At 54.0% G+C, this 26,602-nt stretch carries 25 protein-coding genes; 21 read left to right on the top strand and 4 right to left on the bottom strand.

The window, feature by feature from the left end; translation table 11 throughout:
* The first annotated feature begins 212 nt into the window (after positions 1 to 212).
* From adiA to pmrB, 6 genes are all read left to right on the top strand, one after another.
* Positions 213 to 2,480: an arginine decarboxylase gene (gene adiA, locus OGY33_RS08860; RefSeq protein WP_191239035.1), complete on the top strand. Its 2,268-nt coding sequence runs from the start codon at positions 213 to 215 to the stop codon at positions 2,478 to 2,480.
* Positions 2,481 to 2,794: 314 nt separating this feature from the next.
* Entirely contained in the window at positions 2,795 to 3,556 is a 762-nt protein-coding gene (locus tag OGY33_RS08855; RefSeq protein ID WP_008786968.1) for an AraC family transcriptional regulator, read from the top strand.
* 127 nt (positions 3,557 to 3,683) lie between these two features.
* Positions 3,684 to 5,021, top strand: coding sequence for an arginine/agmatine antiporter (adiC, locus tag OGY33_RS08850; protein WP_003031853.1), 1,338 nt, complete (start codon positions 3,684 to 3,686; stop codon positions 5,019 to 5,021).
* 146 nt (positions 5,022 to 5,167) lie between these two features.
* Positions 5,168 to 6,805, top strand: coding sequence for a phosphoethanolamine transferase EptA (gene eptA, locus OGY33_RS08845; protein ID WP_048215101.1), 1,638 nt, complete (start codon positions 5,168 to 5,170; stop codon positions 6,803 to 6,805).
* Positions 6,806 to 6,809: 4 nt separating this feature from the next.
* On the top strand, positions 6,810 to 7,478 hold the full coding sequence (gene pmrA / locus OGY33_RS08840) for a two-component system response regulator PmrA (protein WP_008786966.1): 669 nt from the start codon (positions 6,810 to 6,812) through the stop codon (positions 7,476 to 7,478).
* 9 nt (positions 7,479 to 7,487) lie between these two features.
* A complete protein-coding gene (gene pmrB, locus OGY33_RS08835) occupies positions 7,488 to 8,561 on the top strand; it encodes a two-component system sensor histidine kinase PmrB (protein ID WP_103015279.1) in 1,074 nt (357 codons plus the stop codon).
* On the opposite strand, the gene pmrR is transcribed toward pmrB, so the two are convergent.
* Both pmrR and proP read right to left on the bottom strand, forming a co-directional pair.
* Positions 8,555 to 8,644, bottom strand: a complete 90-nt coding sequence (gene pmrR / locus OGY33_RS08830) for an LpxT activity modulator PmrR (RefSeq protein ID WP_003826741.1) — start codon at positions 8,642 to 8,644, stop codon at positions 8,555 to 8,557. The genes pmrB and pmrR overlap by 7 nt on opposite strands.
* 254 nt (positions 8,645 to 8,898) lie before the next feature.
* Positions 8,899 to 10,401, bottom strand: coding sequence for a glycine betaine/L-proline transporter ProP (gene proP, locus OGY33_RS08825; RefSeq protein WP_003826737.1), 1,503 nt, complete (start codon positions 10,399 to 10,401; stop codon positions 8,899 to 8,901).
* A 699-nt stretch (positions 10,402 to 11,100) separates the two neighbouring features.
* Between proP and kdgT the strand changes: the two genes are divergently transcribed.
* Positions 11,101 to 12,099 carry a 2-keto-3-deoxygluconate transporter gene (kdgT, locus tag OGY33_RS08820; RefSeq protein WP_003826735.1) on the top strand — a complete coding sequence of 333 codons (999 nt, stop codon included), beginning with the start codon at positions 11,101 to 11,103 and terminating at the stop codon, positions 12,097 to 12,099.
* Positions 12,100 to 12,129: 30 nt separating this feature from the next.
* Here kdgT and OGY33_RS08815 read toward each other — a convergent pair whose 3' ends face one another.
* Together OGY33_RS08815 and crfC are read right to left on the bottom strand one after the other, a co-directional pair.
* Positions 12,130 to 13,023 (bottom strand): diguanylate cyclase regulator RdcB family protein, encoded by an 894-nt coding sequence (locus tag OGY33_RS08815; protein WP_048227455.1) that lies wholly within the window; start codon positions 13,021 to 13,023, stop codon positions 12,130 to 12,132.
* Positions 13,020 to 15,377, bottom strand: coding sequence for a clamp-binding protein CrfC (gene crfC / locus OGY33_RS08810; RefSeq protein ID WP_103015276.1), 2,358 nt, complete (start codon positions 15,375 to 15,377; stop codon positions 13,020 to 13,022). The genes OGY33_RS08815 and crfC overlap by 4 nt, the downstream gene beginning before the upstream one ends.
* Before the next feature lie 541 nt (positions 15,378 to 15,918).
* Here crfC and OGY33_RS08805 point away from each other — a divergent pair.
* From OGY33_RS08805 to phnM, 14 genes are all read left to right on the top strand, one after another.
* Positions 15,919 to 16,254, top strand: coding sequence for a zinc ribbon domain-containing protein YjdM (locus OGY33_RS08805; protein ID WP_003031835.1), 336 nt, complete (start codon positions 15,919 to 15,921; stop codon positions 16,252 to 16,254).
* 139 nt (positions 16,255 to 16,393) lie between these two features.
* Positions 16,394 to 16,843: a VOC family metalloprotein YjdN gene (gene yjdN / locus OGY33_RS08800; protein ID WP_048215105.1), complete on the top strand. Its 450-nt coding sequence runs from the start codon at positions 16,394 to 16,396 to the stop codon at positions 16,841 to 16,843.
* Positions 16,844 to 16,975: 132 nt separating this feature from the next.
* On the top strand, positions 16,976 to 17,764 hold the full coding sequence (gene phnC / locus OGY33_RS08795) for a phosphonate ABC transporter ATP-binding protein (RefSeq protein ID WP_048215106.1): 789 nt from the start codon (positions 16,976 to 16,978) through the stop codon (positions 17,762 to 17,764).
* Between the two features lie 23 nt (positions 17,765 to 17,787).
* The gene (phnD, locus tag OGY33_RS08790; RefSeq protein WP_008786961.1) at positions 17,788 to 18,804 is read left to right on the top strand and encodes a phosphonate ABC transporter substrate-binding protein; all 1,017 of its coding nucleotides are present in this window, start codon (positions 17,788 to 17,790) and stop codon (positions 18,802 to 18,804) included.
* Positions 18,805 to 18,937: 133 nt separating this feature from the next.
* Positions 18,938 to 19,717, top strand: a complete 780-nt coding sequence (phnE, locus tag OGY33_RS08785) for a phosphonate ABC transporter, permease protein PhnE (protein ID WP_016155398.1) — start codon at positions 18,938 to 18,940, stop codon at positions 19,715 to 19,717.
* Between the two features lie 20 nt (positions 19,718 to 19,737).
* The gene (gene phnF, locus OGY33_RS08780; RefSeq protein WP_020996086.1) at positions 19,738 to 20,463 is read left to right on the top strand and encodes a phosphonate metabolism transcriptional regulator PhnF; all 726 of its coding nucleotides are present in this window, start codon (positions 19,738 to 19,740) and stop codon (positions 20,461 to 20,463) included.
* A complete protein-coding gene (gene phnG / locus OGY33_RS08775; RefSeq protein ID WP_008786958.1) occupies positions 20,464 to 20,916 on the top strand; it encodes a phosphonate C-P lyase system protein PhnG in 453 nt (150 codons plus the stop codon).
* Positions 20,913 to 21,509 (top strand): phosphonate C-P lyase system protein PhnH, encoded by a 597-nt coding sequence (phnH, locus tag OGY33_RS08770; RefSeq protein ID WP_008786957.1) that lies wholly within the window; start codon positions 20,913 to 20,915, stop codon positions 21,507 to 21,509. Before phnG ends, phnH begins: the two co-directional genes overlap by 4 nt.
* Complete coding sequence (locus tag OGY33_RS08765; RefSeq protein ID WP_191238925.1) at positions 21,509 to 22,576, top strand: carbon-phosphorus lyase complex subunit; 1,068 nt, start codon at positions 21,509 to 21,511, stop codon at positions 22,574 to 22,576. The genes phnH and OGY33_RS08765 overlap by 1 nt, the downstream gene beginning before the upstream one ends.
* A 46-nt stretch (positions 22,577 to 22,622) precedes the next feature.
* Positions 22,623 to 23,414, top strand: a complete 792-nt coding sequence (gene phnJ / locus OGY33_RS08760; protein WP_049259807.1) for an alpha-D-ribose 1-methylphosphonate 5-phosphate C-P-lyase PhnJ — start codon at positions 22,623 to 22,625, stop codon at positions 23,412 to 23,414.
* Positions 23,411 to 24,169, top strand: a complete 759-nt coding sequence (phnK, locus tag OGY33_RS08755) for a phosphonate C-P lyase system protein PhnK (protein ID WP_038636380.1) — start codon at positions 23,411 to 23,413, stop codon at positions 24,167 to 24,169. Before phnJ ends, phnK begins: the two co-directional genes overlap by 4 nt.
* Positions 24,170 to 24,185: 16 nt before the next feature.
* Complete coding sequence (locus tag OGY33_RS08750) at positions 24,186 to 24,800, top strand: hypothetical protein (protein ID WP_191238926.1); 615 nt, start codon at positions 24,186 to 24,188, stop codon at positions 24,798 to 24,800.
* Positions 24,781 to 25,467 carry a phosphonate C-P lyase system protein PhnL gene (gene phnL, locus OGY33_RS08745; protein WP_003826708.1) on the top strand — a complete coding sequence of 229 codons (687 nt, stop codon included), beginning with the start codon at positions 24,781 to 24,783 and terminating at the stop codon, positions 25,465 to 25,467. Before OGY33_RS08750 ends, phnL begins: the two co-directional genes overlap by 20 nt.
* Complete coding sequence (gene phnM / locus OGY33_RS08740) at positions 25,464 to 26,600, top strand: alpha-D-ribose 1-methylphosphonate 5-triphosphate diphosphatase (RefSeq protein ID WP_103015272.1); 1,137 nt, start codon at positions 25,464 to 25,466, stop codon at positions 26,598 to 26,600. Before phnL ends, phnM begins: the two co-directional genes overlap by 4 nt.
* Positions 26,601 to 26,602: the final 2 nt, after the last annotated feature.

Raw genomic sequence — 26,602 nt, 5'->3', positions numbered from 1 at the left:
CCAAAAAAATATTCCCCCTGTCGATAAACGGCGGTGAAAAACCGCCAACAAGCAAACATAACCTACTGTTTAAAAACAAATTAAACACAAATCAGACTATTTTTCACCCGCTTTACAGCCCATTTTGACAGGATAATACTTGCCTGCGTCACATTCATACGGTGTGTCTGCAATTCATAGATTGCAACCTTTCCACAACCGGGTAAAAGATGATGAAAGTATTAATTGTTGAAAGTGAGTTTCTGCATCAGGACACCTGGGTCGGTAGCGCTGTCGAACGTCTGGCTGACGCATTAAGCCGCCAAAATGTTACCGTCATTAAGTCCACCTCATTCGACGATGGTTACGCAATCCTCGCCGCCAATGAAGCCATTGATTGCCTGATGTTCAGCTATCAAATGGAACAACAAGACGAGCACCTGAACGTCAGGCAATTGATCGGCAAGCTCCACGAGCGCCAGCAAAACGTTCCCGTTTTCCTGCTGGGCGATCGCGAAAAAGCCACCGCATCGCTGGATCGCGACCTGCTGGAGCTTGTCGATGAATTCGCCTGGATTCTGGAAGATACCGCAGACTTTATCGCCGGTCGCGCCGTTGCGGCGATGACCCGCTACCGCCAACAACTTCTGCCACCGCTGTTCAGCGCGCTGATGAAGTACGGCGACATCCATGAATACTCCTGGGCAGCTCCGGGTCACCAGGGCGGCGTCGGATTCACCAAAACGCCGGCCGGTCGTTTCTACCATGATTACTATGGTGAAAACTTATTCCGTAGCGACATGGGTATTGAACGCGCATCGCTCGGCTCGCTGCTGGATCATACCGGCGCGTTTGGCGAGAGCGAAAAATATGCCGCCCGCGTGTTTGGCGCTGACCGCTCCTGGTCCGTAGTGGTCGGGACTTCCGGCTCTAACCGCACCATCATGCAGGCTTGTATGACCGACAACGACGTCGTGGTGCTGGATCGTAACTGCCATAAATCCATCGAGCAGGGGCTTATCCTCACCGGGGCAAAACCGGTGTACATGGTGCCAAGCCGCAACCGGTACGGCATTATCGGGCCTATCTACCCGCAGGAAATGCAGCCTGAAACATTGCAGAAAAAGATCAGCGAAAGCCCGCTGACCAAAGGTAAAGCCGGGCAAAAACCGTCTTACAGCGTTGTGACCAACTGTACCTACGACGGTGTTTGCTACAACGCCAAAGAGGCCCAGGACCTGCTCGCGCAAACCAGCGATCGCATCCACTTCGATGAGGCCTGGTATGGCTATGCTCGCTTCAACCCAATTTACGCCGATCACTACGCCATGCGTGGCGCGCCGGGCGATCATAACGGTCCTACCGTTTTTGCCACCCACTCGACCCACAAACTGCTGAATGCGCTTTCTCAGGCATCTTACATTCACGTTCGTGAAGGTCGTGGGGCCGTGAACTTCTCCCGCTTTAACCAGGCGTACATGATGCACGCCACTACCTCTCCGCTGTATGCCATCTGCGCCTCAAACGACGTGGCGGTCTCCATGATGGACGGTAACAGCGGCCTGTCGCTCACCCAGGAAGTGATCGACGAAGCGGTCGATTTCCGTCAGGCCATGGCATGGTTGTACAAAGAATTCACCGCCGAAGGCGACTGGTTCTTCAAACCGTGGAACAAAGAGATTGTGACCGATCCGCAGACCGGCAAAACCTATGACTTTGCCGATGCGCCAACCCAACTCCTGACCACCGACCAGAACTGCTGGGTAATGCGCCCGGGTGAATCCTGGCACGGATTTAAAGACCTGCCGGACAACTGGAGCATGCTGGACCCGATCAAAGTCAGCATTCTGGCTCCGGGGATGGGCGACGATGGTGAACTGGAAGAGAACGGCGTACCGGCTGCACTGGTCACCGCCTGGCTTGGCCGTCACGGCATCGTGCCGACCCGTACCACCGATTTCCAGATTATGTTCCTGTTCTCCATGGGGATTACCCGCGGGAAATGGGGCACACTGATCAACACGTTGTGCTCTTTCAAACACCATTACGATGCCAATACCCCGCTGGCACAGGTGATGCCAGAACTGGTTGAGGAACATCCAGACACTTACGCCAACATGGGCATTCACGATCTGGGCGACACCATGTTCGCCTGGCTGAAAGAGAACAACCCAGGCGCACGTCTTAACGCGGCCTACTCCGGCCTGCCTGTTGCTGAAATCACCCCGCGTGAAGCCTATAACGCGATAGTCAGCGATAACGTTGAGATGGTGGCCATTGAAAATCTGCCGGGTCGTATAGCCGCGAATTCCGTTATTCCTTACCCACCAGGAATTCCGATGCTGCTGTCCGGGGAAAACTTTGGCGACGCCAATAGCCCGCAGATTAGTTATCTACGTTCGTTGCAGTCCTGGGACCACCACTTCCCTGGATTTGAACATGAAACCGAAGGAACGGAAATTATTGACGGTGTGTACCACGTTATGTGCGTGAAAGCATAATGTCGTTTTATAGATAGTCCGATGTTTAAGGTAGACATGTCATGCTTGAGTAATTCCTGAGTATTGCTGCAAAACAATAACATTGTCATACCTTTTTGCGCGGGACCACCCCGCGCTTTTTTTATACGCAAATAGCGCCTTTCCACTTGCGTACAAAAATGTGTACATAAGAAAAATCCCGCCAAACATTGTAATTAATTTCAGACACGTTATTTTATTGCAGTCCTGGTTTCATCATACAATTTCAATTTAGCCGATTTGGCTCATCTGATGTTGAGCTACGGTGTTTTATGTTCATATTCCTGGAGTTGGGTATGAGGCTTTGCAGCAAAGAAGCTTGTGTTGTTGTATTAACGGAGAAGGATGTTTGGTTAAGGATTAACGGTAAAGAAGCCATCAGTTTAAAAGCTAATCATATGGCACTGGTGGCATGCGATAATAATATTATCGATTTCTCATCACTTAATAACGCATTGGTCGTACATATCAGCCGCGATATCATTAAAGATTATCTGCGCTTTTTAAATAAAGACCTTTCACAGATCCCACTCTGGCAACGCAGTGCCAGCCCAGTGATGACCGCCGCGTGCCTGACGCCGGATGTCTTCAGGGTGGCAGCCCAACATAGCGTAATGGACACAGTGAACGAAGCTGAAAGAGAGCGTACGCGCTCGCTACTGTTCACGGTGTTATCACGCTTTCTCGACAGCAAAAAGTTTATTTCTTTGCTCATGTATATGCTACGCAACTGTATCAGCGATAGCGTTTATCACATTATTGAGAGCGATATACATAAAGACTGGAATTTAAGCATGGTTGCCAGTTGCTTATGCCTGAGTCCCAGTTTGTTAAAGAAAAAGCTCAAAAGTGAAAATACAAGTTACAGCCAAATAATTACCACATGTCGCATGCGATATGCCGTCAATCAATTACTGATGGACGGCAAAAACATTTCTCAGGTCTCTCAACTGTGTGGATATAACAGTACCTCATACTTTATCTCCGTATTCAAAGAGTTCTATGGGATGACGCCTCTGCATTATGTTAGCCAACATAGGGAGCCATCCGCCGCCTGATTTTTAATCAGTTAGCGATAAGCCATAATAATATCAGCATTAGCGATACCCCAGCTCCGTCATCATTAAACAGACTTTTGACGAGGTATGATAAGGCGTCATTTATCCTTATCAGGAGTTAAAAAATATGTCGACGGATGCTGATGCTCACAAAGTGGGCTTAATCCCCGTCACCCTTATGGTGTCGGGGAATATTATGGGTTCCGGTGTATTCCTGCTACCCGCAAACCTTGCGTCAACTGGCGGGATTGCAATCTACGGATGGTTGGTCACGATTATCGGTGCTCTGGCACTGTCGATGGTGTACGCCAAAATGTCGTCCTTAGACTCCAGTCCCGGTGGTTCTTATGCTTACGCCCGCCGCTGCTTCGGTCCTTTTTTGGGCTACCAGACCAACGTGCTGTACTGGCTGGCCTGCTGGATTGGTAACATCGCCATGGTGGTCATTGGCGTCGGTTACCTGAGCTACTTCTTCCCCATCTTAAAAGATCCGCTGGTCCTGACGCTGACCTGCGTCGTAGTGCTGTGGATCTTCGTATTACTGAACATTGTCGGACCGAAAATGATCACCCGCGTGCAGGCCGTCGCAACGGTACTGGCACTGGTGCCAATTGTCGGGATTGCCGTCTTCGGCTGGTTCTGGTTCCGCGGTGAAACCTATATGGCAGCCTGGAACGTCAGCGGGATGAACACCTTCGGCGCGATTCAAAGCACTCTGAACGTCACCTTGTGGTCATTTATCGGGGTGGAAAGCGCCTCCGTTGCGGCTGGCGTGGTTAAAAATCCCAAACGTAACGTACCTATCGCTACCATGGGCGGCGTGCTGATTGCCGCTGTTTGCTATGTGCTCTCCACCACCGCAATCATGGGTATGATCCCTAACGCGGCGCTGCGTGTATCAGCCTCTCCGTTCGGTGATGCCGCACGTATGGCGCTGGGTGACACCGCTGGGGCGATAGTTTCCTTCTGTGCTGCTGCCGGGTGTCTTGGTTCTCTGGGCGGCTGGACGCTGCTTGCCGGGCAAACCGCCAAAGCCGCAGCCGATGACGGCCTGTTCCCACCGATTTTTGCCCGCGTGAACAAAGCCGGTACGCCAGTGGCCGGGTTAATTATCGTCGGCATCCTGATGACCATCTTCCAGTTCAGCAGCATGTCGCCGAACGCAGCAAAAGAGTTTGGTCTGGTCTCTTCGGTTTCCGTTATCTTCACCCTGGTGCCGTATCTGTACACCTGCGCCGCGCTGCTGCTGCTCGGCCATGGCCACTTTGGTAAAGCACGCCCGATGTACTTACTGGTGACCTTTATCGCCTTTGTCTACTGCATCTGGGCGGTTGTCGGTTCCGGCGCCAAAGAAGTGATGTGGTCGTTCGTCACGCTGATGATCATTACCGCGCTGTACGCACTGAACTACAACCGGATCCATAAAAACCCGTATCCACTGGATGCCCCGGTAAACAATAACTAACGCCAACAATCGTCGTGGCCCGATGGCGTAAGTTCATCGGGTCAACGTTCTCCTACCGCTCTTCGAAAAATCAACATTAAGAACTTAAGGTTGGCTTAATTTTACTTTGAGAGGATTTGCGCCACATAGTCGATGGAACCCCCTTAATGTTAAAGCTCTTGTTTAAAAGGCCCACTCTCGGGCTAATCAGCTGGCTTCTGCTGATCTCATTTTATCTTGCGACCTTCCTGAACATTGCGTTCTATAAACAAGTGCTGCAAGACCTGCCTCTGGACTCTGTGCGTAACGTGCTGGTGTTTTTATCAATGCCAGTCGTCGCGTTCAGCGTCATGAACATCGTGCTGACGCTGGCCTCATTCCTGTGGCTTAATCGCCTGGTGGCGTGCATTTTCATTCTGGTTGGTGCATCGGCCCAATATTTCATCATGACCTACGGCATCATCATCGACCGCTCGATGATCGCCAATATGATGGACACTACGCCCGCCGAAACCTTTGCTTTGCTGACGCCGCAAATGCTCATCACACTCGGGGTGAGCGGCATTCTGGCCGCGCTCATTGCCTGCTGGGTAAAAATTAAACCGATCACGCCAGTTATGCGCAGCGTACTGTTTCGTGGCGCGAACATTCTGATCTCCGCGCTGCTGATCGTGCTGGTCGCTGCGTTCTTCTATAAAGATTACGCCTCACTGTTTCGCAACAACAAAGAACTGGTGAAATCCCTCAGTCCATCCAACAGCATTGTGGCAACGTCATCCTGGTATTCACACCAGCGACTGGCCCACCTGCCGCTGGTGCGCATTGGCGAGGATGCACATCGCAATCCGTTGATGGTGAAAGAAAAGCGTAAGAACCTGACGATTGTGGTTCTCGGCGAGACCTCGCGCGGCGATAACTTCTCGCTGTCAGGCTACTCGCGCCAGACCAACCCGCTGCTGGAAAAAGATGATGTGGTCTATTTCCCCCGCACCACATCCTGCGGAACGGCAACGGCAGTATCAGTACCCTGCATGTTCTCGGATATGCCACGCGCGCACTACGACGAAGAACTGGCACAGCATCAGGAAGGCGTACTCGACATCATTCAGCGGGCGGGAATTAACGTTCTGTGGAACGATAACGACGGCGGCTGCAAAGGGGCTTGCGACCGGGTTCCACACCAGAATATGACTAAGCTGAACCTGCCAGGGCAGTGTATTGACGGTGAATGCTACGATGAAGTCCTGTTCCACGGGCTGGAAGAGTACATTAATAATCTGCAAGGCGACGGCGTGATTGTGCTGCATACCATCGGCAGCCACGGTCCGACCTATTACAACCGCTATCCTGCGCAGTTTAAGAAATTTACGCCAACCTGCGATACCAACGAAATCCAGACCTGTTCGCAGCAACAGTTGGTCAATACTTACGACAACACCATTCTTTACGTTGACTATATTGTTGATAAAGCGATCAATATACTGAAAGAACATCAGGATAATTTCACCACCAGCCTGGTGTATCTTTCCGATCACGGCGAATCCTTAGGGGAAAATGGCGTCTATTTGCACGGCCTGCCGTATTCGATTGCACCAGATACACAAAAACATGTGCCGATGCTGCTGTGGCTCTCCGAGGATTATCAGCAACGCTATCAGGTCTCTCAGACATGTTTGCAAAAACGGGCAAGCTCAGAAGACTTCTCGCAGGATAATCTCTTCTCAACTCTGCTGGGATTAACGGGCGTGCAAACACAGAAATATCAGGCGGCAGATGATATTCTGCAACCCTGCCGGGGAGGCTAAACGAATGAAAATCCTGATTGTTGAAGACGATACGTTGTTATTACAGGGACTGATACTCGCTGCGCAAACAGAAGGCTACGCCTGTGATGGCGTGTCAACCGCCCGTGCAGCCGAGCAGTGTCTGGAGACCGGACATTACAGTCTGGTTGTTCTGGACCTGGGCTTGCCGGATGAAGACGGCTTGCACTTCCTGACCCGCATCAGACAGAAGAAATACTCTCTCCCCGTGCTGATCCTCACCGCCCGTGACACGCTCAAAGACCGGGTCAGCGGGCTGGACGTGGGTGCCGATGACTATCTGGTCAAACCGTTCGCACTGGAAGAACTGCACGCCCGCATCCGGGCACTTCTGCGTCGCCACAACAATCAGGGTGAAAGTGAATTAATTGTCAGCAATCTGACGCTGAATATCGGTCGTCGCCAGGTGTGGATGGACGGACAAGAGGTTATCTTAACGCCGAAAGAATACGCGCTCCTGTCGCGTCTGATGCTCAAGGCAGGCAGTCCTGTTCACCGGGAAATTCTGTATAACGACATCTACAGCTGGGATAACGAACCGTCGACCAATACGCTGGAAGTCCACATCCATAATCTGCGCGATAAAGTGGGGAAATCACGTATCCGCACGGTCAGGGGATTTGGCTATATGCTGGTCGCCACTGAGGAAAGCTAAGTGAAGCTGCTGCAATATCTAAAACGACCTCTCCCTCTTCGCCAACGGTTAATACTGACGATCGGTCTAATTCTGCTGGTCTTTCAGCTCATTAGCACCTTCTGGTTGTGGCACGAAAGTACCGAGCAAATACAGTTATTCGAACAGGCGCTGCGCGATAACCGTAACAACGATCGCCACATCATGCATGAGATCCGCGAGGCTATCGCCAGCCTGATCGTCCCCGGCATCTTTATGGTCAGCCTGACGCTGCTAATTTGCTACCAGGCGGTGCGACGTATTACCCGTCCCCTTGCCGATCTGCAAAAAGAGTTAGAGGCACGAGCAGCCGATAACCTGGCCCCGATTGAAATTCACAGCTCAACCGTTGAGATCCAGGCCGTTGTCTCAGCGCTCAATGACCTGGTAACGCGGCTGACCAGCACTATTGAAAACGAACGTTTATTTACCGCCGATGTCGCCCACGAACTGCGCACACCGCTGTCAGGCGTTCGCCTGCATCTGGAATTATTATCCAAAACCCATAAGGTCGACGTTACGCCGTTGATTGCCCGCCTTGATCAAATGATGGACAGCGTATCGCAGCTGCTGCAACTCGCCCGCGTCGGACAGTCGTTTTCGGCCGGGAGCTACCAGCATGTCAAACTGCTGGAGGACGTTATTCTACCCTCCTACGATGAACTCAGCACCATGCTGGACCAACGTAAACAGACGCTGCTCCTGCCACAAAGCGCGGCGGACGTTGTCGTGCGTGGCGATGCTACGCTGTTGCGGATGCTGCTACGAAATCTGGTGGAAAACGCGCATCGTTACAGCCCGGAAGGCACCCATATTACGATTAGCCTGAACACCGAGCATGATGCCGTCCTGGCCGTCGAAGATGAAGGGCCGGGCATTGATGAAAGTAAATGCGGGGAGTTAAGTAAAGCATTCGTCCGTATGGACAGCCGTTTTGGTGGGATTGGGCTGGGGCTGAGCATTGTCAGTCGCATCACCCAGTTACATCACGGGCATTTCTATTTGCAAAATCGCCAGGGAGCCAGCGGCACTCGCGCATGGGTGGAATTGGCGAAAAATCAGTAAGAGCTCACCCACACATACAAAAAGCTGCTGACGATCAGCACGCTGCACACGGTGGTCAAACTTTCATAAATACGGGTTTTCATGACACTCTCCTCCGAAACTATGGAGGAGAGTTTGCCTGACACAGATTAAGCCAACCTTAAGTTGATATCATAAGACACCTTATCCGGCCTACTGAGTACAATGCTGCCCGTAGGCCTGATAAACGTAGTGCCATCAGGCAATAACACGAATGCCCTGGCCATGCGCCGGATGGCGGCTAGAGCCTTATCCGGCCTACTGAGTACAATGCTGCCCGTAGGCCTGATAAACGTAGTGCCATCAGGCAATAACACCGTTACTCTTCAATACGCGGATGCTGCTGCACCAGACGCGTGCGCTTAACCTGTAGCTCAGCAATTTCCTGATCGATATCTTCGATTTTCTGTTCAATGTTATCGTAGTGTTCGCCGAGGATCTCTTTCGCTTCCTGAATATCCGAAGCAGCAGGTGTCGCGCCTTTCAGCGGCTGATTAGCCGTCTCTTTCATGGTCACGCCGGTAATCAAACCTACTACCGCAATCACCATCAGATAATAAGCGGGCATCATCAGATTCTGCGAGCTTTCCACCAGCCATGCGGCCAATGTCGGAGTCAGACCGGCGATTAATACCGAGATATTAAACGCGGCGGCCAGCGCACTGTAGCGAATATGCGTCGGGAACATCGCCGGTAACGTTGACGCCATCACCCCGGTAAAGCAGTTGAGGATCACCGCCAACATCAGCAACCCGGCGAAAATCAGGCCGATAACGTTACTGTTAATCAGAATAAATGCCGGAATCGCCAGCACAAACAGCGCAATACTGCCCATGATCACAAACGGACGACGCCCGAAACGGTCGCTGAGCAACCCCATAATCGGCTGCACAAACAGCATACCAATCATGATGGCAATAATAATCAACACGCCGTGGTCTTCAGAGTAATGCAGGTTATGCGACAGATAGCTCGGCATATAGGTGAGCAGCATGTAGTAGGTGACGTTGGTGGCAATCACCAGACCAACACATGCCAACAGGCTGCGCCAGTGCTTAGTCGCAATCTCTTTAAACGAGACCTTAGGACCTTCCTGCAGACCCTGACGATCGCCCTGCTCCAGTTTATCCACGTGCTGCTGGAACGCCGGCGTCTCTTCCAGCGCATGGCGCAGGTACAAACCAATCAGCCCTAACGGTAGCGCCAGGAAGAACGGAATACGCCAGCCCCACTCAAGGAAGTTATCCTCGCCGACGATAGTTGAGATCAGGACCACCACGCCCGCGCCCAGCACAAACCCGGCAATCGAGCCGAAGTCCAGCCAACTGCCCATAAATCCGCGCTTACGGTCTGGCGAGTACTCTGCGACAAAAATCGATGCCCCGGTATACTCTCCGCCGACCGAGAACCCCTGCGCCATCTTACACAGCAACAGCAGAATCGGTGCCCAGATACCAATTGAGGCATAAGAGGGAATAAGACCGATACAGAATGTACTGATCGACATGATCACGATGGTGATAGCGAGTATCTTCTGACGACCGTATTTATCGCCGAGCATACCGAAGAACAATCCGCCAAGCGGTCGAATCAGAAAGGGAACAGAGAAGGTGGCGAGTGCAGCAACCATCTGCACGCTGGGGTCAGCCCCCGGGAAGAACACTTTACCTAATGCGTAAGCAACAAATCCATAAACACCAAAATCGAACCACTCCATCGCATTACCTAACGACGCTGCGGTAATGGCTTTTCGCAATTTACCGTCATCAATGATGGTAACGTCGCGCAGCGTTATCGGTTTTATTTTTTTCCTTTTTAGCATACTCGTCCTCATAGACTTAGCCCTGTCACGCTCCAGTTCGAGTCCCCTAACGCCCATGCGTCAGGGTCATCACCGAGCGGGGAATGCACAGGCGCATTCCCTGTAACAAGCGTAGCAGGTTTACTTACACTGACGAGAAACGCACAGTACAACCGAACCTGTTGACGCCTGATTGGGCGGTTAATGACCTCTTTACCCTAACAGCGTTTAAATTTGTGATCAACTTCACATATAGTTTTTCATTTCGTCAACATGCGTAAATTAGGTCATTCTTAGTCAGCTTTTTTACATGTAATGCTTGCGATTTACTGACAATTAAATACAAGAATAAATCGCTTTATTGCACCAACAATCACAGCGGTCACTATTATTCTGCTAGCAAAAAAACCACCTAATCCCTTCACAAAAAGATCACAGCTTTTTTAATAATCAGAGCGACCGGAAACTTTTGCGCGGAATATGTGATGAAGATAACTAAAACATCGTTTTATTTTGATTGAATCAATGTTCCCATGAATGCAAACTAATTCCAGACGCAATATCCCTGGGAGCAGCAACACGCTCAACGTATGCCGCGTTAGATTTTATAAAACAAAGAGATAGCGATTTTCTTTGTTAAGAGATACCAGTAACCATTTGAATTTATTAATTTTTACCCTCTTGCGCGAGTTTTAGCAGCGACAAGACATGAGGACGTTTATGAAAATTAAAGCCACGATTGAACGCATCCCCGGCGGAATGATGTTGATTCCTCTGTTATTAGGCGCAGTGTTAAATACGTTAGCTCCGGATACCGGTGCGTATTTCGGTTCGTTTACCAAAGGAATGATCAGCGGAACGGTACCGATTCTGGCAGTGTGGTTTTTTTGTATCGGCGCATCTATCGATTTGCGGGCAACCGGTACGGTATTACGCAAGTCCGGTACGCTGGTAATAACCAAAATAGCCGTGGCTTGGGTAGTGGCAATGATTGCTGCTTCATTTATTCCTGATACCGGTATTCAAACCGGGTTCTTTGCAGGCCTCTCAGTTTTGGCAATTGTCTCCGCAATGGACATGACCAACGGTGGTTTGTACGCCAGCCTGATGAACCAGTACGGCACCAAAGAAGAGTCCGGCGCATTTGTGTTGATGTCTCTGGAATCCGGTCCGTTAATGACCATGGTGATCCTCGGCTCTGCGGGTCTGGCCTCCTTCGAGCCACACCATTTCATCGGCGCGGTATTACCGTTCCTGATTGGCTTTACGTTGGGCAACCTGGATCACGACCTGCGTTCTTTCTTCAGCAAAGCCACACCGGTGTTGATCCCGTTCTTCGGCTTCGCGTTGGGTAACACTATTAACCTGAGCGTGATCGTTGATACTGGTCTGCTGGGTATCCTGCTGGGTGTCGCGGTTATCGTCATCACCGGTATCCCGCTGATTATTGCTGACCGTGTTATTGGTGGCGGGAACGGTACGGCAGGCGTCGCAGCCTCTTCAGCAGCAGGTGCTGCGGTAGCAAACCCGGTGATTATCGCCCAGATTAACCCGGCGTTCGAACCGGTTGCCGCATCCGCTACGGCGCTGGTTGCCGCCAGCGTAATTGTCACCGCCATTCTGGTGCCGATTATCACCGCGCTGTACGCCAAACGTTTTAATAAAAACCTGGTCGCCAACGAAGCGGTGGCCACCCCGGCAGACTCTCTGCACCACTAAACCTGCCTTTATCCTACTCACCAGCCCTGCTCAATTGACGAGCAGGGTCGGTGCAAAAATCTCCTCAACCATCGCATCGACCAGCCGCTTTGCCGAACACAATCGCGGCATTCCCAGCGCCACATTTTGCCAACGCTGCGTCACCGACCAGCTTACCGGATGACGTTGCGCATCGCACCAGCTCCCCAGCCAGCTCAGCATATCGTTATACTCGCCCGATCCGCCGACAGCTGGCGTGCTGAGCCAATGATGATAATAATGACGCGTAGCGGGCGCTGCATTCACGCTGTCCGCCAATGCCTGAGCCGCCATGGTTCGCAGGTTATCTTTTAGCATTAACACCACATCGGCATTCGCTAACCGGCAGGCATCACCAAAAGCTCCCCAACGTAGCTCCTCCAGCGCGACAAAACAGCGTCCTGGTAACGACCAGCCGTCATACGCGCCAGCCCGCCAGCGGGTAAAAATTTGTTCGCTATGCTCGCCCGCCTGAACCGTGAGGCCGCGCTGGGTCAGCGCCTTCTCTTTATACGCCGCGCGTTGGGTAAACCAGTCAGTCAGTGAATTTATTTGCTGTAAAAGACCGGGGGTTGAAAGCCCACGCGGGTGTTCTGTTTGTTGCAAAAACATCAGCCCTTCGGCGATCCGTACTAGCGCCAGATGACCCGGGTCAATCATGCCTGCCAGCTTCTCCACCAGCTTAAGGCGCATCACCAGATGCTCGCTGGACACTCCCGCCATCACCCACGCACGCAGTTGCGTTTGGGATAACACTTCCTGCGTCAGACGCGCACGCAGCCGCTTCTGCTGTTGCAGAAAACCGCCGGAACGTTTGGTTTCATCTCCCTGAACCAGATCGACCATAAACTTCGGGTAGACACACTCCAGCGTCCTCCCGGGGCCTTCCAGTAAAACGTTAGTCATGTGTGCTCGGTTGCAAAAAGGGTATTGATATCGTCACGCAGCAATCGGGAATCTTCATAAAGCCATGCCGCAATCGTAATGCGCTGCTGCAATTGCTCATTCATTGCATTCACCGCCGATTCATTTTGTTGGCGTAGCGTCAGGCTCTCACTCAGACTCGCCTGCAATTGCGCCAGGCACAGAGAGAAATCAGCAAAAAATGTGGCCATGCCAGCCGTAACGGAGATATCGACCTGAGCAGCTAAAGCTTTACGAATTTGTTGGCAAAACTGGGAGACGTACTGCACAAGGTTTTTATGCAATGCGCCCATATCAATGAGATAACGCGTTTTTGTTTCGACGTAATCATTCCATCCCCAGTTGGGTTGATTTAGCCAACGAGAGAAAGTGTCACGCACCACACCGCCAGTAGACGGCGCATTTTCTGCCGGAATATCCTGCTCAATGGCCTCGTTAAACAATTGGCGGGTATTGAAATTAAACATCGCCGTATGGAACGCTGGAAAACGGATCCGCGCACGAAAACCGGCGTGGTTTAGCTCCTCTTTCACCCTTTGCTCAATTGGCCGCATCGCGTCATTTAGCGCCCGGGAGAGAGTCGACTCAAGCTGTTCAAAACGCAGGGCTAAGTCCCGGCTGATGCTTTCCTGCGCCGCCAGCAATACCCCCTCACAGGATGAGCGAATTTTATCTAACACAATTTTCGCCTGCCCTTCATCATGCAGCACCAACATCTCTCCGGCCATTTCTGCCGTATTCACAGCATTCCCCAGACCGTGTTGTGACATCATCAGGACGTTATCTTTGACAAAGAACGTATTGATACCGCAAAGAATCTCAGTCTGTTGCTCACTGAGATAGGCAGCGGCAGCCTCCAGCGCCAGTTCTACTTCATGGCTGACTTCATCGCTCACCCGCCCCTGGCTCACTTCTAACTGCTGCATATCCTCTTCAATATGCGTGATGTTCAGCCGCAGTTTGTCATAGGCGACCGTTAACCCGTGGGCGCGAAATTCCAGATATTCGTGCACGCTTTGTGCATAGTTCAATAACTTATGTGACGCAGAGCGAAGCGCATACAACGAAGCATTAGCATAAGCGGCGTGGATCACTTTCTGGATCGGCTGTTCAAACAGCGAGTCTTCCCACAACAGGTCGGCGGCATGGCGGATGTGTTCCGTATCGTCAAGATCGGTGGTGCGCCAGCGTCTGCCAAGCGCCGCTTCGGCAAAATCCTGCACCCAACGTTGCTCCTGATGATCCGGCAGTCGCCCGCGCGTCGTCAGCTCATGACGTGCCCTGTTCGCCAGATAGCCCCACATTGAGGAGACCGGATAAATTCTTTCAGGGGCAATTCCGCCTTGCATCAACGTGCCGGAAATCAACGCCCGCACCTGTTCTTCATCATCACTGTTGCGGTCTTTCTGATCGAACTTGTTCACCAGCGCATACAGCGGTACTGACTTGCCGACCGCCATAATCGCCTGACGCACTTCCTCATCGGAAATCGATTTCAGTTGGGTGTAATCCAACACCGCCAGCACCGCAGAGGCCCGCACCAGCTGTTCATTGAGCATTTTTTGTAAGTGCGGTTGTCCTGCCTCGTTCGGCCCCGGCGTATCCAGCAGCGTTAATTGCCCTGGGTAGCTTGCCTGTCCGGCCAAATGGACAAACTCAACTTCAATAACCGGAATATGCTCAATCGCGGCATAGGCGGCAAAAGGAAAATCAACGTCCAATGCTTTTGACAGGCGCACCAGGTCGTTCAGGCTTTTAAGGCAATGGAAAATAGGCTGTGCGCCAAGATAATACCGTTCAAATGCCACACCATTTTCAATATGTTGCAGCAGGACATTCATATCCTTGTCAATTTCCAGGGTCTGCGTAAGACGCAGGCGATCGCACTCGCGCACGCGCTGCTGCAAAACCTTCATTAAGGCATCGATCGGCGCGACATGTGAAAAATGCAGCACCGGCTCTTTCTGCCCCGGCGTATGGCGTATTAGCGTTGGTAACGCCGTCATGGGGCGATTACGATTAGGTAACACCTCTGTCCCCACAATCGCGTTAATCGTCGTCGATTTTCCCGCTTTCATCGTGCCAACAATCGCCAGTACCATTTCCAGACGCGTAATCTTGCGCAGCTCATTATTGAGCGTTGCTTGCTGGACATCCATGCCACGCGCGCTGAAATGCAGGGGCTGAACAACCTGACTGCTATGCTCTCCTTGTTTTAGCGCGACATCATCCAACGAGGTCACGGGCAATTTTTGCAATTGCCTGAGATGTTCAAGCGAGAGCATCAGCAAGCGTTCCGCTTCCTGACTTAATTCATAAATTGTCTGTGTGTGCATGGAAAATTTTTCCTTAACGCAAATAGCATTACTTTTATTTAGCCCAATCGTTTTATTTATAGATTTTTTGGCTTTTATAATTACGTATAGAAATAATTAAAATCAAAACAACCAATTGATATTATTAAAATAAATTTGGTGTATAACCGCTGGCCCGATGCCTCTCACTTATGAAAATAAGTAAGAAAGATAGACAGCGTAGTTCAGTTTTAAAAAATGCCAGCGGAATCCCCCTACTAAATTTAAGGGGTTCAATGATATTCAATCACAATGACTTAGGCATTTCTAAGCAATGATACCTATGAATATCAGATATTTCGCCTCACCTTATCTTAAATATCTAAGCGTAGCAATTTCCCTTAAAAAATATTCCGCCATACTTTCATTGAGGTGAAAGCAGAGGGTCTTTACAGCAGATCATTTTGCGTAATCGCGCAGTAGTCCCGACAAATGCAGGGATTTTATGTATAATTGCGGCCTTTTTCGGCAATCTGCCATTTTTTGGGCGCATTTGCCCCTGCTGACTTTTGAGGAAATCCACATGTCATTACCACACTGCCCGCAATGCAACTCCGAATACACTTACGAAGATAACGGCATGTTCATCTGCCCGGAATGCGCTCACGAATGGAACGATGCTGAACCGGCGCAGGACAGCGACGAACTGATCGTTAAAGATGCCAACGGCAACCTGCTGGCTGACGGCGACAGCGTGACCGTCGTGAAAGACCTGAAGGTAAAAGGTAGCTCTTCCATGCTGAAGATTGGTACCAAAGTGAAAAACATTCGTCTGGTTGAAGGTGACCACAACATCGATTGCAAAATCGATGGCTTTGGCCCAATGAAGCTGAAATCTGAGTTTGTGAAAAAGAACTGATGCAAATTGCCTGATAGCGCGACGCTAATCAGGTCAACACCAGCTCATCTGCCAGGCGGGAAGCTCATACTTCCCGCCTGGTTTATTTTTGCAGACGCTAACTACACTTAATTGGCTTCTTTTACCTGAGGTAAAGATTATGCCGTTAAGTCCCTATATCTCCTTTGCAGGCAACTGCGCTGACGCTATCGCCTACTATCAAAAAACGTTAGGCGCTGAGCTACTCTACAAAATCAACTTCGGTGAAATGCCCAAATCGGCGCAGGAAAGCGAAGATGGTTGCCCTTCAGGCATGAAATTCCCCGACACCGCCATCGCCCACGCCAACCTGCGCGTTGCGGGCAGTGACATCATGATGAGCGATAGCGCCCCGGACGGAAATGCTCACTACTCTGGCTTCACGCTGGTGCTCGACACGCAAAACGTCGATGAAGGCAAACGCTGGTTTGATAACCTGGCAGCAAACGGAAAAATCGAAATGGACTGGCAGGAAACCTTCTGGGCCCACGGTTTCGGTAAAGTGAGCGACCAGTATGGCGTGCCGTGGATGATCAACGTCGTCAAACAACAGCAACCCCCTACAGAGTAATCCAACGGGAGGCCAGCCCTCCCGTACTGTCATCAAATAGCGCTCAACTCTTCATCGTCGAGTAACCATCCCTTAACGAAAACGTCACATTAATCCGCCACGATGGGGCCACTTTTTTAGGGAGGCCGCATCATGCAAACGATTATTCGCGTCGAGAAACTCTCCAAGTCCTTCAATCAACATCAGGCGCTCAATGCGGTTGATCTGAACATCTGTTCCGGTGAGATGGTGGCTCTGCTTGGGCCGTCTGGCTCCGGCAAATCCACCCTTTTACGTCATTTAAGCGGTTTGATCACCGGTGATAAATCCCCCGGCAGCCGCGTCGAGCTGCTGGGCCGCACCGTTCAACATGAAGGCCGCCTGGCGCGCGATATCCGCAAAAGCCGCGCCCACACCGGCTACATCTTCCAGCAGTTCAATCTGGTGAACCGCCTGACAGTGCTGGAGAACGTCCTGATTGGCGCGCTCGGCAGCACGCCGTTCTGGCGTACCTGTTTTAGCTGGTTTAGCCAGGAACAAAAACAGCGTGCATTACAGGCGCTGACCCGCGTGGGCATGGCGCACTTTGCATACCAGCGCGTTTCCACACTTTCGGGTGGGCAACAGCAGCGTGTCGCAATCGCCCGCGCACTGATGCAGCAGGCCAAAGTGATCCTCGCCGACGAGCCGATTGCTTCGCTGGACCCGGAATCCGCACGGATCGTGATGGACACCCTACGCGAGATAAACCAGACCGACGGCATCACCGTGGTCGTCACGCTGCATCAGGTGGATTACGCCCTGCGCTACTGCGAACGCATCGTCGCGCTGCGCCAGGGCAACGTCTTCTTTGATGGCAGCAGCCAGCATTTTGATAACGATCGTTTTGACCATCTCTACCGCAGCATGAACCGCGTCGAACAGAACGCGCAGGCTGCCTGACATCCCCACAATGAGGAATGGAAATGAGCTATAAGACCGTTGCCGCGCTGGCTTTCACCAGCATGTTTAGTCTCAGCACACTGCTCACCCCGGCCCATGCCGAAGAACAGGAAAAAGCGCTGAACTTTGGCATTATTTCGACCGAATCACAGCAAAACCTGAAACCGCAGTGGGAACCGTTCCTGAAGGACATGGAAAAATCACTGGGCGTGAAAGTGAACGCCTTCTTCGCCCCGGACTACGCCGGGATCATCCAGGGAATGCGCTTTAACAAAGTTGATATCGCCTGGTACGGCAACCTCTCGGCAATGGAAGCGGTGGATCGCGCTAATGGGCAAGTGTTTGCCCAGACCGTCGCCGCCGACGGATCCCCAGGTTACTGGAGCGTGTTGATCGTTAACAAAGACAGTCCGATCAATAACCTGAACGATCTGATCGCCAAACGTAAGGATCTGACCTTCGGCAACGGCGATCCCAACTCAACGTCAGGCTTCCTCGTCCCCGGTTACTACGTCTTCGCCAAAAACAACATCTCCGCCAGCGACTTCAAACGCACCGTTAACGCCGGACACGAAACCAACGCGCTGGCCGTCGCCAACAAGCAGGTCGATGTCGCCACCAACAACACCGAAAACCTCGACAAGCTGAAAACTTCCGCGCCGGAAAAACTGAAAGAACTGAAGGTGATCTGGAAGTCGCCGCTGATCCCGGGCGATCCGATCGTCTGGCGTAAAAACCTCTCAGAAACCACCAAGGACAAGGTGTACGACTTCTTTATGAATTACGGCAAAACGCCGGAACAAAAAACCGTACTGGAACGCCTGGGATGGGCACCGTTCCGCGCCTCCAGCGATCTGCAACTGGTGCCGATTCGCCAGCTGGCACTGTTTAAAGAGATGCAGGGTGTGAAGGACAACAAAGGGCTGAACGAGGAAGAGAAAACCAGCAAAACCTCGGCATTGAAAGCGCAGCTCGATGACCTTGACCGTCTGACCGCCGCACTGGGCGCTATGACCAGCGTCACCAAAGCGGTGCAGTAAACCTGGTGACCAAATTGTAGGCCTGATAAGCGCAGCGCCATCAGGCAATGCAAGGGATTCCATGCCGGATGGCGGTGCCAGCACCTTATCCGGCCTACAACAGACCCGAAACATCGACACCCAGGAGCTAAACATGCAAACCATCACCGTCGCCCCGCCCAAACGTAGCTGGTTCTCGCTGCTGAGCTGGGCCATTCTTCTCGCCGTGCTGGTGGTCTCGTGGAAAGGTGCCGAAATGGCCCCGCTCACGCTGATCCAGGATTCCGGCAATATGGCGACCTTCGCCGCCGACTTCTTCCCGCCGGACTTCAGCCAGTGGCAGGACTATCTCGGTGAAATGGCCGTCACCCTGCAAATTGCCGTCTGGGGGACTGCCCTTGCCGTTGTGCTATCAATTCCCTTCGGCCTGATGTGCGCCGATAACCTCGTGCCGTGGTGGATTTACCAGCCGATGCGTCGCCTGATGGACGCCTGCCGCGCCATCAATGAAATGGTCTTCGCCATGCTGTTCGTGGTCGCCGTCGGGTTAGGCCCATTCGCCGGGGTGATGGCGCTGTTTATCCACACTACCGGGGTGCTCTCCAAGCTGCTTTCCGAAGCGGTAGAAGCTATTGAGCCAGGTCCGGTAGAAGGCATTCGCGCCACCGGTGCCAACAAAATTGAAGAGATTCTGTACGGCGTTCTGCCACAGGTCATGCCGCTGCTTATCTCTTACTCGCTGTATCGCTTTGAATCCAACGTTCGCTCGGCCACGGTGGTCGGAATGGTGGGTGCAGGCGGTATTGGCGTGACCTTATGGGAAGCGATTCGCGGCTTTCAGTTCCAGCAAACCTGCGCCCTGATGGTGTTAATCATCGTCACCGTCAGCCTGTTGGATTTCCTTTCCCAGCGTTTGCGTAAGCACTTTATCTGATTAGCGAGGCATTGATTGCTATGCACTTGTCTACACATCCGACCAGTTATCCAACGCGTTATCAGGAAATTGCCGCGAGACTTGAGCAGGAGCTACGTCAACATTATCGCTGCGGTGACTATCTGCCCGCCGAGCATCAGCTTGCCGCGCGCTACGAGGTAAACCGCCACACCCTGCGCCGCGCCATTGACCAGTTGGTTGAACGCGGTTGGGTTCAGCGTCGGCAGGGCGTCGGCGTGCTGGTGCTGATGCGCCCGTTCGATTACCCGCTTAATGCCCAGGCGCGCTTTAGTCAGAATCTGCTGGACCAGGGCAGCCATCCCACCAGCGAAAAACTGCTGGCGGTGCTGCGTCCGGCCTCCAGCCACATTGCCGATGCGCTCAGCATAAACGAGGGCGATAACGTGATTCACCTGCGCACCCTGCGCCGGGTTAACGGCATCGCACTGTGCCAGATCGACCACTATTTTTCCGACCTCTCGCTGTGGCCGCTGCTGCAAGGCTTCAACAGCGGTTCACTGCATGACTACCTGCGCGAACAGTCCGGTCTGACGCTGCTACGCACGCAAACGCGCATCAGCGCCCGCCGCGCGCAGGCCAAAGAGAGCAAGGTACTGGAAATCCCCAATATGGCGCCGCTGCTGTGCGTGCGCACCCTGAACCACCGTGAAGGCGAAGAACACGCGGCGGAATACTCCGTCAGCCTGACCCGCGCCGACATGATCGAATTCACTATGGAGCACTGAATGCATTTCGATACCGCCACCCGCCAGCGCTGGATGCGCGCGCTGGCTTACAGCAATGCCGATGCCCTGAACGCCCGCATCACCGCGCTCAAACTAACGCCGGACTATGAACTTATCCGCGCTCCGGAAAGCGGACTGATGCAGATCCAGGCCCGTATGGGCGGTACCGGCAACCGCTTCTTTGCTGGCGACACCACGCTTACCCGCGCAGTGGTACGCCTGAAGAGCGGCACGCTGGGTTACAGCTACCTGCTGGGACGCAATAAACAACATGCCGAGCAGTGCGCGGTGATTGACGCACTGCTGCAGGAACAAACGCATTTCCAGAACCTAATGGAAACCTTAATTGCCCCGCTGGAAGCGGAACGCGATGCGCTGATTAACGCACGCCGTGCCGAAGTCAACGCCAGCCGGGTCGACTTCTTCACGCTGGTACGCGGAGATAACGCATGACACGATCTACAGCACTTCTGACCGCTTTTAATTTACCCGTTCAGGATGCTCAGCAGAGCTTTCGTCGCCTGCTGAAAGCCATGAGCGAGCCGGGCGTAATCGTCGCCCTGCATCAACTGAAACACGGCTGGCAGCCGCTGGGTCTGGCGACCACCAGCGTGCTGCTGACCCTGGTCGATGGCGACACGCCGGTCTGGCTGGCACCGTCGATGGATAACGATATTGCCCGCCAGAACCTGCGTTTTCATACCAACGCGCCGCTGGTGGATCAGCCGCAGCTGGCGGCCTTTGCCGTCGCCGACGAGCGCATCAGCAGCGAACAGCTTAACGCCCTCTCCGCCGGTTCAGCCGTCGCGCCAGAGACCAGCGCCACGCTGATTGTGCAGGTCTCTGGCTTAAGCGGCGGACGCATGCTGCGTCTGACCGGCGCGGGCATCGCCGAAGAGCGCATGATCGCGCCACAGCTGCCGGAATGCCTGATTCACGAACTCACCGAACGCCCGCACCCGTTCCCACTGGGGGTCGATTTGATCCTCACCTGCGGCGAACGCCTGCTGGCTATTCCGCGAACCACCCATGTGGAGGTGTGCTGATGTACGTCGCCGTCAAAGGGGGCGAAAAGGCGATAGCCAACGCCCACGCCCTACAGGAAAACCGACGCCGGGGCGATGAAACCATTGCTGAACTGAGCGTGGCGCAAATCGAACAGCAGATGAACCTGGCCGTTGACCGGGTGATGACCGAAGGCGGCATCGCCGACCGCGAACTGGCGGCACTGGCGCTGAAGCAGGCCAGCGGCGATAACGTCGAAGCCATCTTCTTGCTCCGCGCCTACCGCACTACGCTGGCAAAAGTGGCGGTCAGTGAACCGGTTAACAGCGCAGAAATGCGCCTTGAGCGCCGAATCTCGGCGGTCTACAAAGATATTCCCGGCGGGCAACTGTTGGGTCCAACCTATGACTACACCCATCGCCTGCTGGATTTTACCTTGCTGGCCAATGGCGAAACGCCGCCTCTGCGCAGCGCGGATAGCACGCAGGATGCCTCCCCGCACGTCTTTTCCCTGCTGGCAAAGCAGGGGCTGGCAAAACGCGAAGAAGACAATGGCGACGCACCCGACGACATCACCCGCACACCGCCGGTTTACCCCTGCTCACGTGCTTCACGTCTGCAACAGCTGATGCGCGGTGATGAGGGCTATCTGCTGGCGCTGGCCTACTCCACCCAGCGCGGCTACGGGCGCAACCACCCGTTTGCCGCCGAAATCCGCAGCGGCTATGTGGCACTGGAAACCGTACCGGAAGAGCTGGGATTTGCGGTGAACGTCGGCGAACTGCTGATGACCGAATGCGAAATGGTGAACGGGTTTGTCGCACCAGAAAACGAATCTCCCCATTTTACCCGCGGCTACGGGCTGGTGTTCGGTATGAGCGAACGTAAAGCGATGGCGATGGCGCTGGTGGACCGCGCCCTACAGGCAGCCGAATACGATGAAACGGTCACAGGACCGGCGCAGGACGAAGAGTTCGTGCTGGCGCATGCGGATAACGTCGAGGCGGCGGGTTTTGTTTCACACCTCAAACTTCCCCATTACGTCGATTTCCAGGCCGAATTGGAACTGCTCAAACGCCTGCAACAGGAGGCCACCCGTGACCACTAACCTCTCCGGCTACAACTTTGCCTATCTTGATGAGCAGACCAAACGCATGATCCGCCGCGCAATTCTGAAAGCGGTGGCAATCCCCGGTTACCAGGTCCCGTTTGGCGGACGTGAAATGCCGATGCCCTACGGCTGGGGAACCGGCGGTATTCAGCTTACCGCCAGCGTGATTGGCGAGCCGGACGTACTGAAGGTGATTGACCAGGGCGCAGACGACACCACTAACGCCGTGTCGATTCGTAATTTCTTCAAGCGTGTGACCGGGGTGAATACCACTGAGCGTACGGAAGATGCGACGCTGATCCAGACCCGCCACCGCATCCCGGAAACGCCGCTGGTGGAAGATCAGATAATCATCTTCCAGGTACCGATCCCTGAGCCGCTGCGCTTTATCGAACCGCGTGAAACGGAAACTCGCACCATGCACGCGCTGGAAGAGTACGGCATCATGCAGGTGAAACTGTATGAAGATATCGCCCGCTTCGGCCATATCGCCACCACTTACGCCTATCCGGTGAAGGTCAATGACCGCTACGTCATGGACCCGTCGCCCATCCCGAAATTCGACAATCCAAAGATGGACATGATGCCGGCCCTGCAACTGTTTGGCGCTGGCCGCGAAAAGCGTATCTATGCCGTTCCACCTTACACCCGCGTGGAAAGCCTCGATTTCGACGATCACCCGTTTACCGTGCAGAGCTGGGATGAGCCTTGCGCCATCTGCGGCTCAACCCACAGCTATCTCGATGAAGTGGTGCTCGATGACACCGGCAAACGCATGTTTGTCTGCTCCGACACCGACTACTGCCGCCAACAGAGCGAGGCCCTCAGCAAATGACGCAACCGCTGCTTTCAGTCAACAACCTGACCCATCTCTACGCGCCGGGCAAAGGCTTCAGCGATGTCTCTTTTGACCTGTGGCCAGGCGAAGTGCTGGGCATCGTCGGCGAGTCCGGTTCCGGCAAAACCACGCTGCTGAAATCAATCTCTTCACGTCTGACGCCACAGAACGGTGAAATTTTGTATCAGAACCGTTCGTTGTACGACATGAACGAAGCCGACCGCCGCCGTCTGCTGCGCACCGAGTGGGGCGTGGTGCATCAGCATCCGCTGGATGGCCTGCGCCGTCAGGTTTCCGCAGGCGGCAACATCGGCGAACGCCTGATGGCCACCGGCGCGCGCCACTATGGCGACATTCGCGCCACCGCGCAGCGTTGGCTGGAGGAGGTGGAGATCCCTGCCTCGCGTATCGACGATCTGCCCACCACCTTTTCTGGCGGCATGCAGCAACGCCTGCAGATTGCCCGCAACCTCGTCACCCATCCCAAACTGGTGTTTATGGACGAACCTACCGGCGGGCTGGACGTTTCCGTACAGGCCAAACTGCTGGACCTGCTGCGCGGCCTGGTGGTGGAACTGGATCTGGCGGTAGTGATTGTCACCCACGATTTGGGCGTCGCGCGCCTGTTGGCCGACCGTTTGCTGGTGATGAAGCAAGGTCAGGTGGTGGAAAGTGGGTTAACCGACCGCGTGCTCGACGATCCGCATCATCCGTATACCCAGCTTCTGGTGTCGTCGGTGTTGCAGAACTGATTTTTTGTTGTGCCGGATGGCGGCTGCGCCTTATCCGGCCTACGGAGCGGCATCGCTTGTGCCGGATGGCGGCTATGCCTTATCCGACCTACGGAGCGGTATCGCTTGTGCCGGATGGCGGCTATGCCTTATCCGGCCTACGGAGCGGCATCGCTTGTGCCGGATGGCGGCTGCGCCTTATCCGGCCTACGGAGCGGTATCGCTTGTGCCGGATGGCGGCTGCGCCTTATCCAGCCTACGGAGCGGTATCGCTTCTGCCGGATGGTGGCTATGCCTTATCCGGCCTACGGAGTGGCATCGCTTGTGCCGGATGGCGGCTACGCCTTATCCGGCCTACGGAGCGGCATCGCTTGTGCCGGATGGCGGCTACGTCTTATCCGGCCTACGGAGCGGCATCGCTTGTGCCGGATGGTGGCTATGCCTTATCCGGCCTACGGAGTGGCATCGCTTGTGCCGGATGGCGGCTATGCCTTATCCGGCCTACGGGGCGGCATCGCTTGTGCCGGATGGCGGCTGCGCCTTATCCGGCCTACGGAGCGGCATTGGTTGTAGGCCTGATAAGCGAAGCGCCATCAGGCAATTGAACGCAAAAATGTCTAAAGAGGCTAAAAATGAACGCGATCCGCGTTGAAAATGTCAGTAAAACCTTTGTCCTGCATCAGCAAAACGGTGTGCGTCTGCCGGTGTTGCAAAACGCCACTCTGGACGTTAAAAGCGGCGAATGCGTGGTGCTGCACGGTCACTCGGGCAGCGGCAAATCCACATTGCTGCGTTCGCTGTACGCCAACTACCTGCCGGATGAAGGACACATCCACATCCGCCACAGCGATGAATGGGTCGATCTGGTGCAGGCCCCGGCGCGCAAAGTACTGGAGGTTCGCCGTTCAACCATCGGCTGGGTGAGCCAGTTCCTGCGCGTGATCCCGAGGATTTCCGCGCTGGACGTGGTGATGCAACCGCTGCTGGATCTGGGGGTCTCCCGTGAGGAGTGTGCAGCCAAAGCAGCTAACCTGCTTACCCGCCTGAACGTGCCGGAGCGATTGTGGCACCTGGCGCCGTCGACCTTTTCCGGCGGCGAACAGCAGCGCGTCAACATCGCCCGCGGGTTTATCGTCGATTACCCAATTCTGCTGCTCGATGAGCCTACCGCCTCGCTGGACGCCAAAAACAGCGCCGCCGTCGTTGCATTGATTGAAGAAGCGAAAGCCCGCGGCGCAGCCATTGTCGGCATTTTTCACGATCAAACCGTGCGCGACCGCGTAGCGGATCGTCTGCATCTGATGGGAACAACAGCATGATTATCAATAATGTAAAGCTGGTACTGGAAGATGAAGTGGTGCAAGGATCGCTGGAAATCGAGGGCGGGGTCATTCGCACCTTTGCAGAAAGTCCGAGCAGCCTACCTGAGGCGCTGGACGGCGAAGGCGGCTGGTTGTTACCAGGGCTTATCGAGCTGCATACCGATAATCTCGACAAATTTTTCACCCCGCGCCCGAAGGTAGACTGGCCTGCCCACTCGGCGATGAGCAGTCACGACGCGCTAATGGTCGCCAGCGGCATTACCACCGTGCTGGACGCGGTGGCAATTGGCGATGTACGCGACGGCGGCGACCGTCTGGAAAATCTGGAGAAGATGATCAATGCAGTCGAAGAGACGCAAAAGCGCGGGGTCAATCGCGCCGAGCATCGCCTGCACCTGCGCTGTGAGCTGCCGCATCACACTACCCTGCCGCTGTTTGAAAAACTGGTCAGCCGCGAGCCGGTAACGCTGGTGTCGCTGATGGATCACTCGCCAGGCCAGCGTCAGTTCGCCAATCGCGAGAAGTACCGCGAGTATTATCAAGGCAAGTATTCGCTCACCGACGAGCAGATGGCCCGCTATGAAGAAGAACAGTTAGCGCTGGCGGCGCGTTGGTCACAGCCCAATCGCGCGGCGATTGCCCAGATGTGTCGTGAGCGCCAGATTGCGCTGGCGAGCCATGATGATGCCACCCATGATCATGTGCTGGAATCGCACCAGCTTGGCAGCGTGATCGCCGAATTTCCCACCACCTTCGAAGCGGCTGAAGCCTCGCGCCAGCATGGTATGAACGTGCTGATGGGCGCGCCGAACATCGTGCGCGGAGGATCTCATTCCGGCAATGTGGCGGCGCATAAGCTGGCTGAGCTGGGGCTACTGGATATTCTTTCTTCCGATTACTACCCCGCCAGCCTGCTCGACGCGGCATTTCGCGTGGCGGATGACGACGCCAACCGCTTTACCCTGCCGCAGGCCATTCACATGGTGACCCGCAATCCGGCGCGGGCATTAAATCTCGACGATCGTGGCGTTGTAGCCGAAGGCAAACGCGCGGATCTGGTGCTGGCACACCGCAAAGGCGGCAACATCCATATCGACCACGTCTGGCGTCAGGGCAAAAGGGTATTCTGACT

Source organism: Citrobacter sp. Cpo032 (assembly GCF_030332975.1).
Classification (GTDB): Bacteria; Pseudomonadota; Gammaproteobacteria; order Enterobacterales; family Enterobacteriaceae; genus Citrobacter; species Citrobacter portucalensis.
This window is presented reverse-complemented; position numbering and strand designations above follow the sequence as displayed.

Excerpts from the sequence above, each read along its gene's own strand:
- adiA (WP_191239035.1), top strand. The coding sequence starts at position 213 with ATGAAAGTATTAATTGTTGAAAGTGAGTTTCTGCATCAGGACACCTGG.
- OGY33_RS08855 (WP_008786968.1), top strand. The coding sequence starts at position 2,795 with ATGAGGCTTTGCAGCAAAGAAGCTTGTGTTGTTGTATTAACGGAGAAG.
- adiC (WP_003031853.1), top strand. The coding sequence starts at position 3,684 with ATGTCGACGGATGCTGATGCTCACAAAGTGGGCTTAATCCCCGTCACC.
- eptA (WP_048215101.1), top strand. The coding sequence starts at position 5,168 with ATGTTAAAGCTCTTGTTTAAAAGGCCCACTCTCGGGCTAATCAGCTGG.
- pmrA (WP_008786966.1), top strand. The coding sequence starts at position 6,810 with ATGAAAATCCTGATTGTTGAAGACGATACGTTGTTATTACAGGGACTG.
- pmrR (WP_003826741.1), bottom strand. The coding sequence starts at position 8,644 with ATGAAAACCCGTATTTATGAAAGTTTGACCACCGTGTGCAGCGTGCTG.
- proP (WP_003826737.1), bottom strand. The coding sequence starts at position 10,401 with ATGCTAAAAAGGAAAAAAATAAAACCGATAACGCTGCGCGACGTTACC.
- kdgT (WP_003826735.1), top strand. The coding sequence starts at position 11,101 with ATGAAAATTAAAGCCACGATTGAACGCATCCCCGGCGGAATGATGTTG.
- OGY33_RS08815 (WP_048227455.1), bottom strand. The coding sequence starts at position 13,023 with ATGACTAACGTTTTACTGGAAGGCCCCGGGAGGACGCTGGAGTGTGTC.
- crfC (WP_103015276.1), bottom strand. The coding sequence starts at position 15,377 with ATGCACACACAGACAATTTATGAATTAAGTCAGGAAGCGGAACGCTTG.
- OGY33_RS08805 (WP_003031835.1), top strand. The coding sequence starts at position 15,919 with ATGTCATTACCACACTGCCCGCAATGCAACTCCGAATACACTTACGAA.
- yjdN (WP_048215105.1), top strand. The coding sequence starts at position 16,394 with ATGCCGTTAAGTCCCTATATCTCCTTTGCAGGCAACTGCGCTGACGCT.
- phnC (WP_048215106.1), top strand. The coding sequence starts at position 16,976 with ATGCAAACGATTATTCGCGTCGAGAAACTCTCCAAGTCCTTCAATCAA.
- phnD (WP_008786961.1), top strand. The coding sequence starts at position 17,788 with ATGAGCTATAAGACCGTTGCCGCGCTGGCTTTCACCAGCATGTTTAGT.
- phnE (WP_016155398.1), top strand. The coding sequence starts at position 18,938 with ATGCAAACCATCACCGTCGCCCCGCCCAAACGTAGCTGGTTCTCGCTG.
- phnF (WP_020996086.1), top strand. The coding sequence starts at position 19,738 with ATGCACTTGTCTACACATCCGACCAGTTATCCAACGCGTTATCAGGAA.
- phnG (WP_008786958.1), top strand. The coding sequence starts at position 20,464 with ATGCATTTCGATACCGCCACCCGCCAGCGCTGGATGCGCGCGCTGGCT.
- phnH (WP_008786957.1), top strand. The coding sequence starts at position 20,913 with ATGACACGATCTACAGCACTTCTGACCGCTTTTAATTTACCCGTTCAG.
- OGY33_RS08765 (WP_191238925.1), top strand. The coding sequence starts at position 21,509 with ATGTACGTCGCCGTCAAAGGGGGCGAAAAGGCGATAGCCAACGCCCAC.
- phnJ (WP_049259807.1), top strand. The coding sequence starts at position 22,623 with ATGATCCGCCGCGCAATTCTGAAAGCGGTGGCAATCCCCGGTTACCAG.
- phnK (WP_038636380.1), top strand. The coding sequence starts at position 23,411 with ATGACGCAACCGCTGCTTTCAGTCAACAACCTGACCCATCTCTACGCG.
- OGY33_RS08750 (WP_191238926.1), top strand. The coding sequence starts at position 24,186 with ATGGCGGCTGCGCCTTATCCGGCCTACGGAGCGGCATCGCTTGTGCCG.
- phnL (WP_003826708.1), top strand. The coding sequence starts at position 24,781 with ATGAACGCGATCCGCGTTGAAAATGTCAGTAAAACCTTTGTCCTGCAT.
- phnM (WP_103015272.1), top strand. The coding sequence starts at position 25,464 with ATGATTATCAATAATGTAAAGCTGGTACTGGAAGATGAAGTGGTGCAA.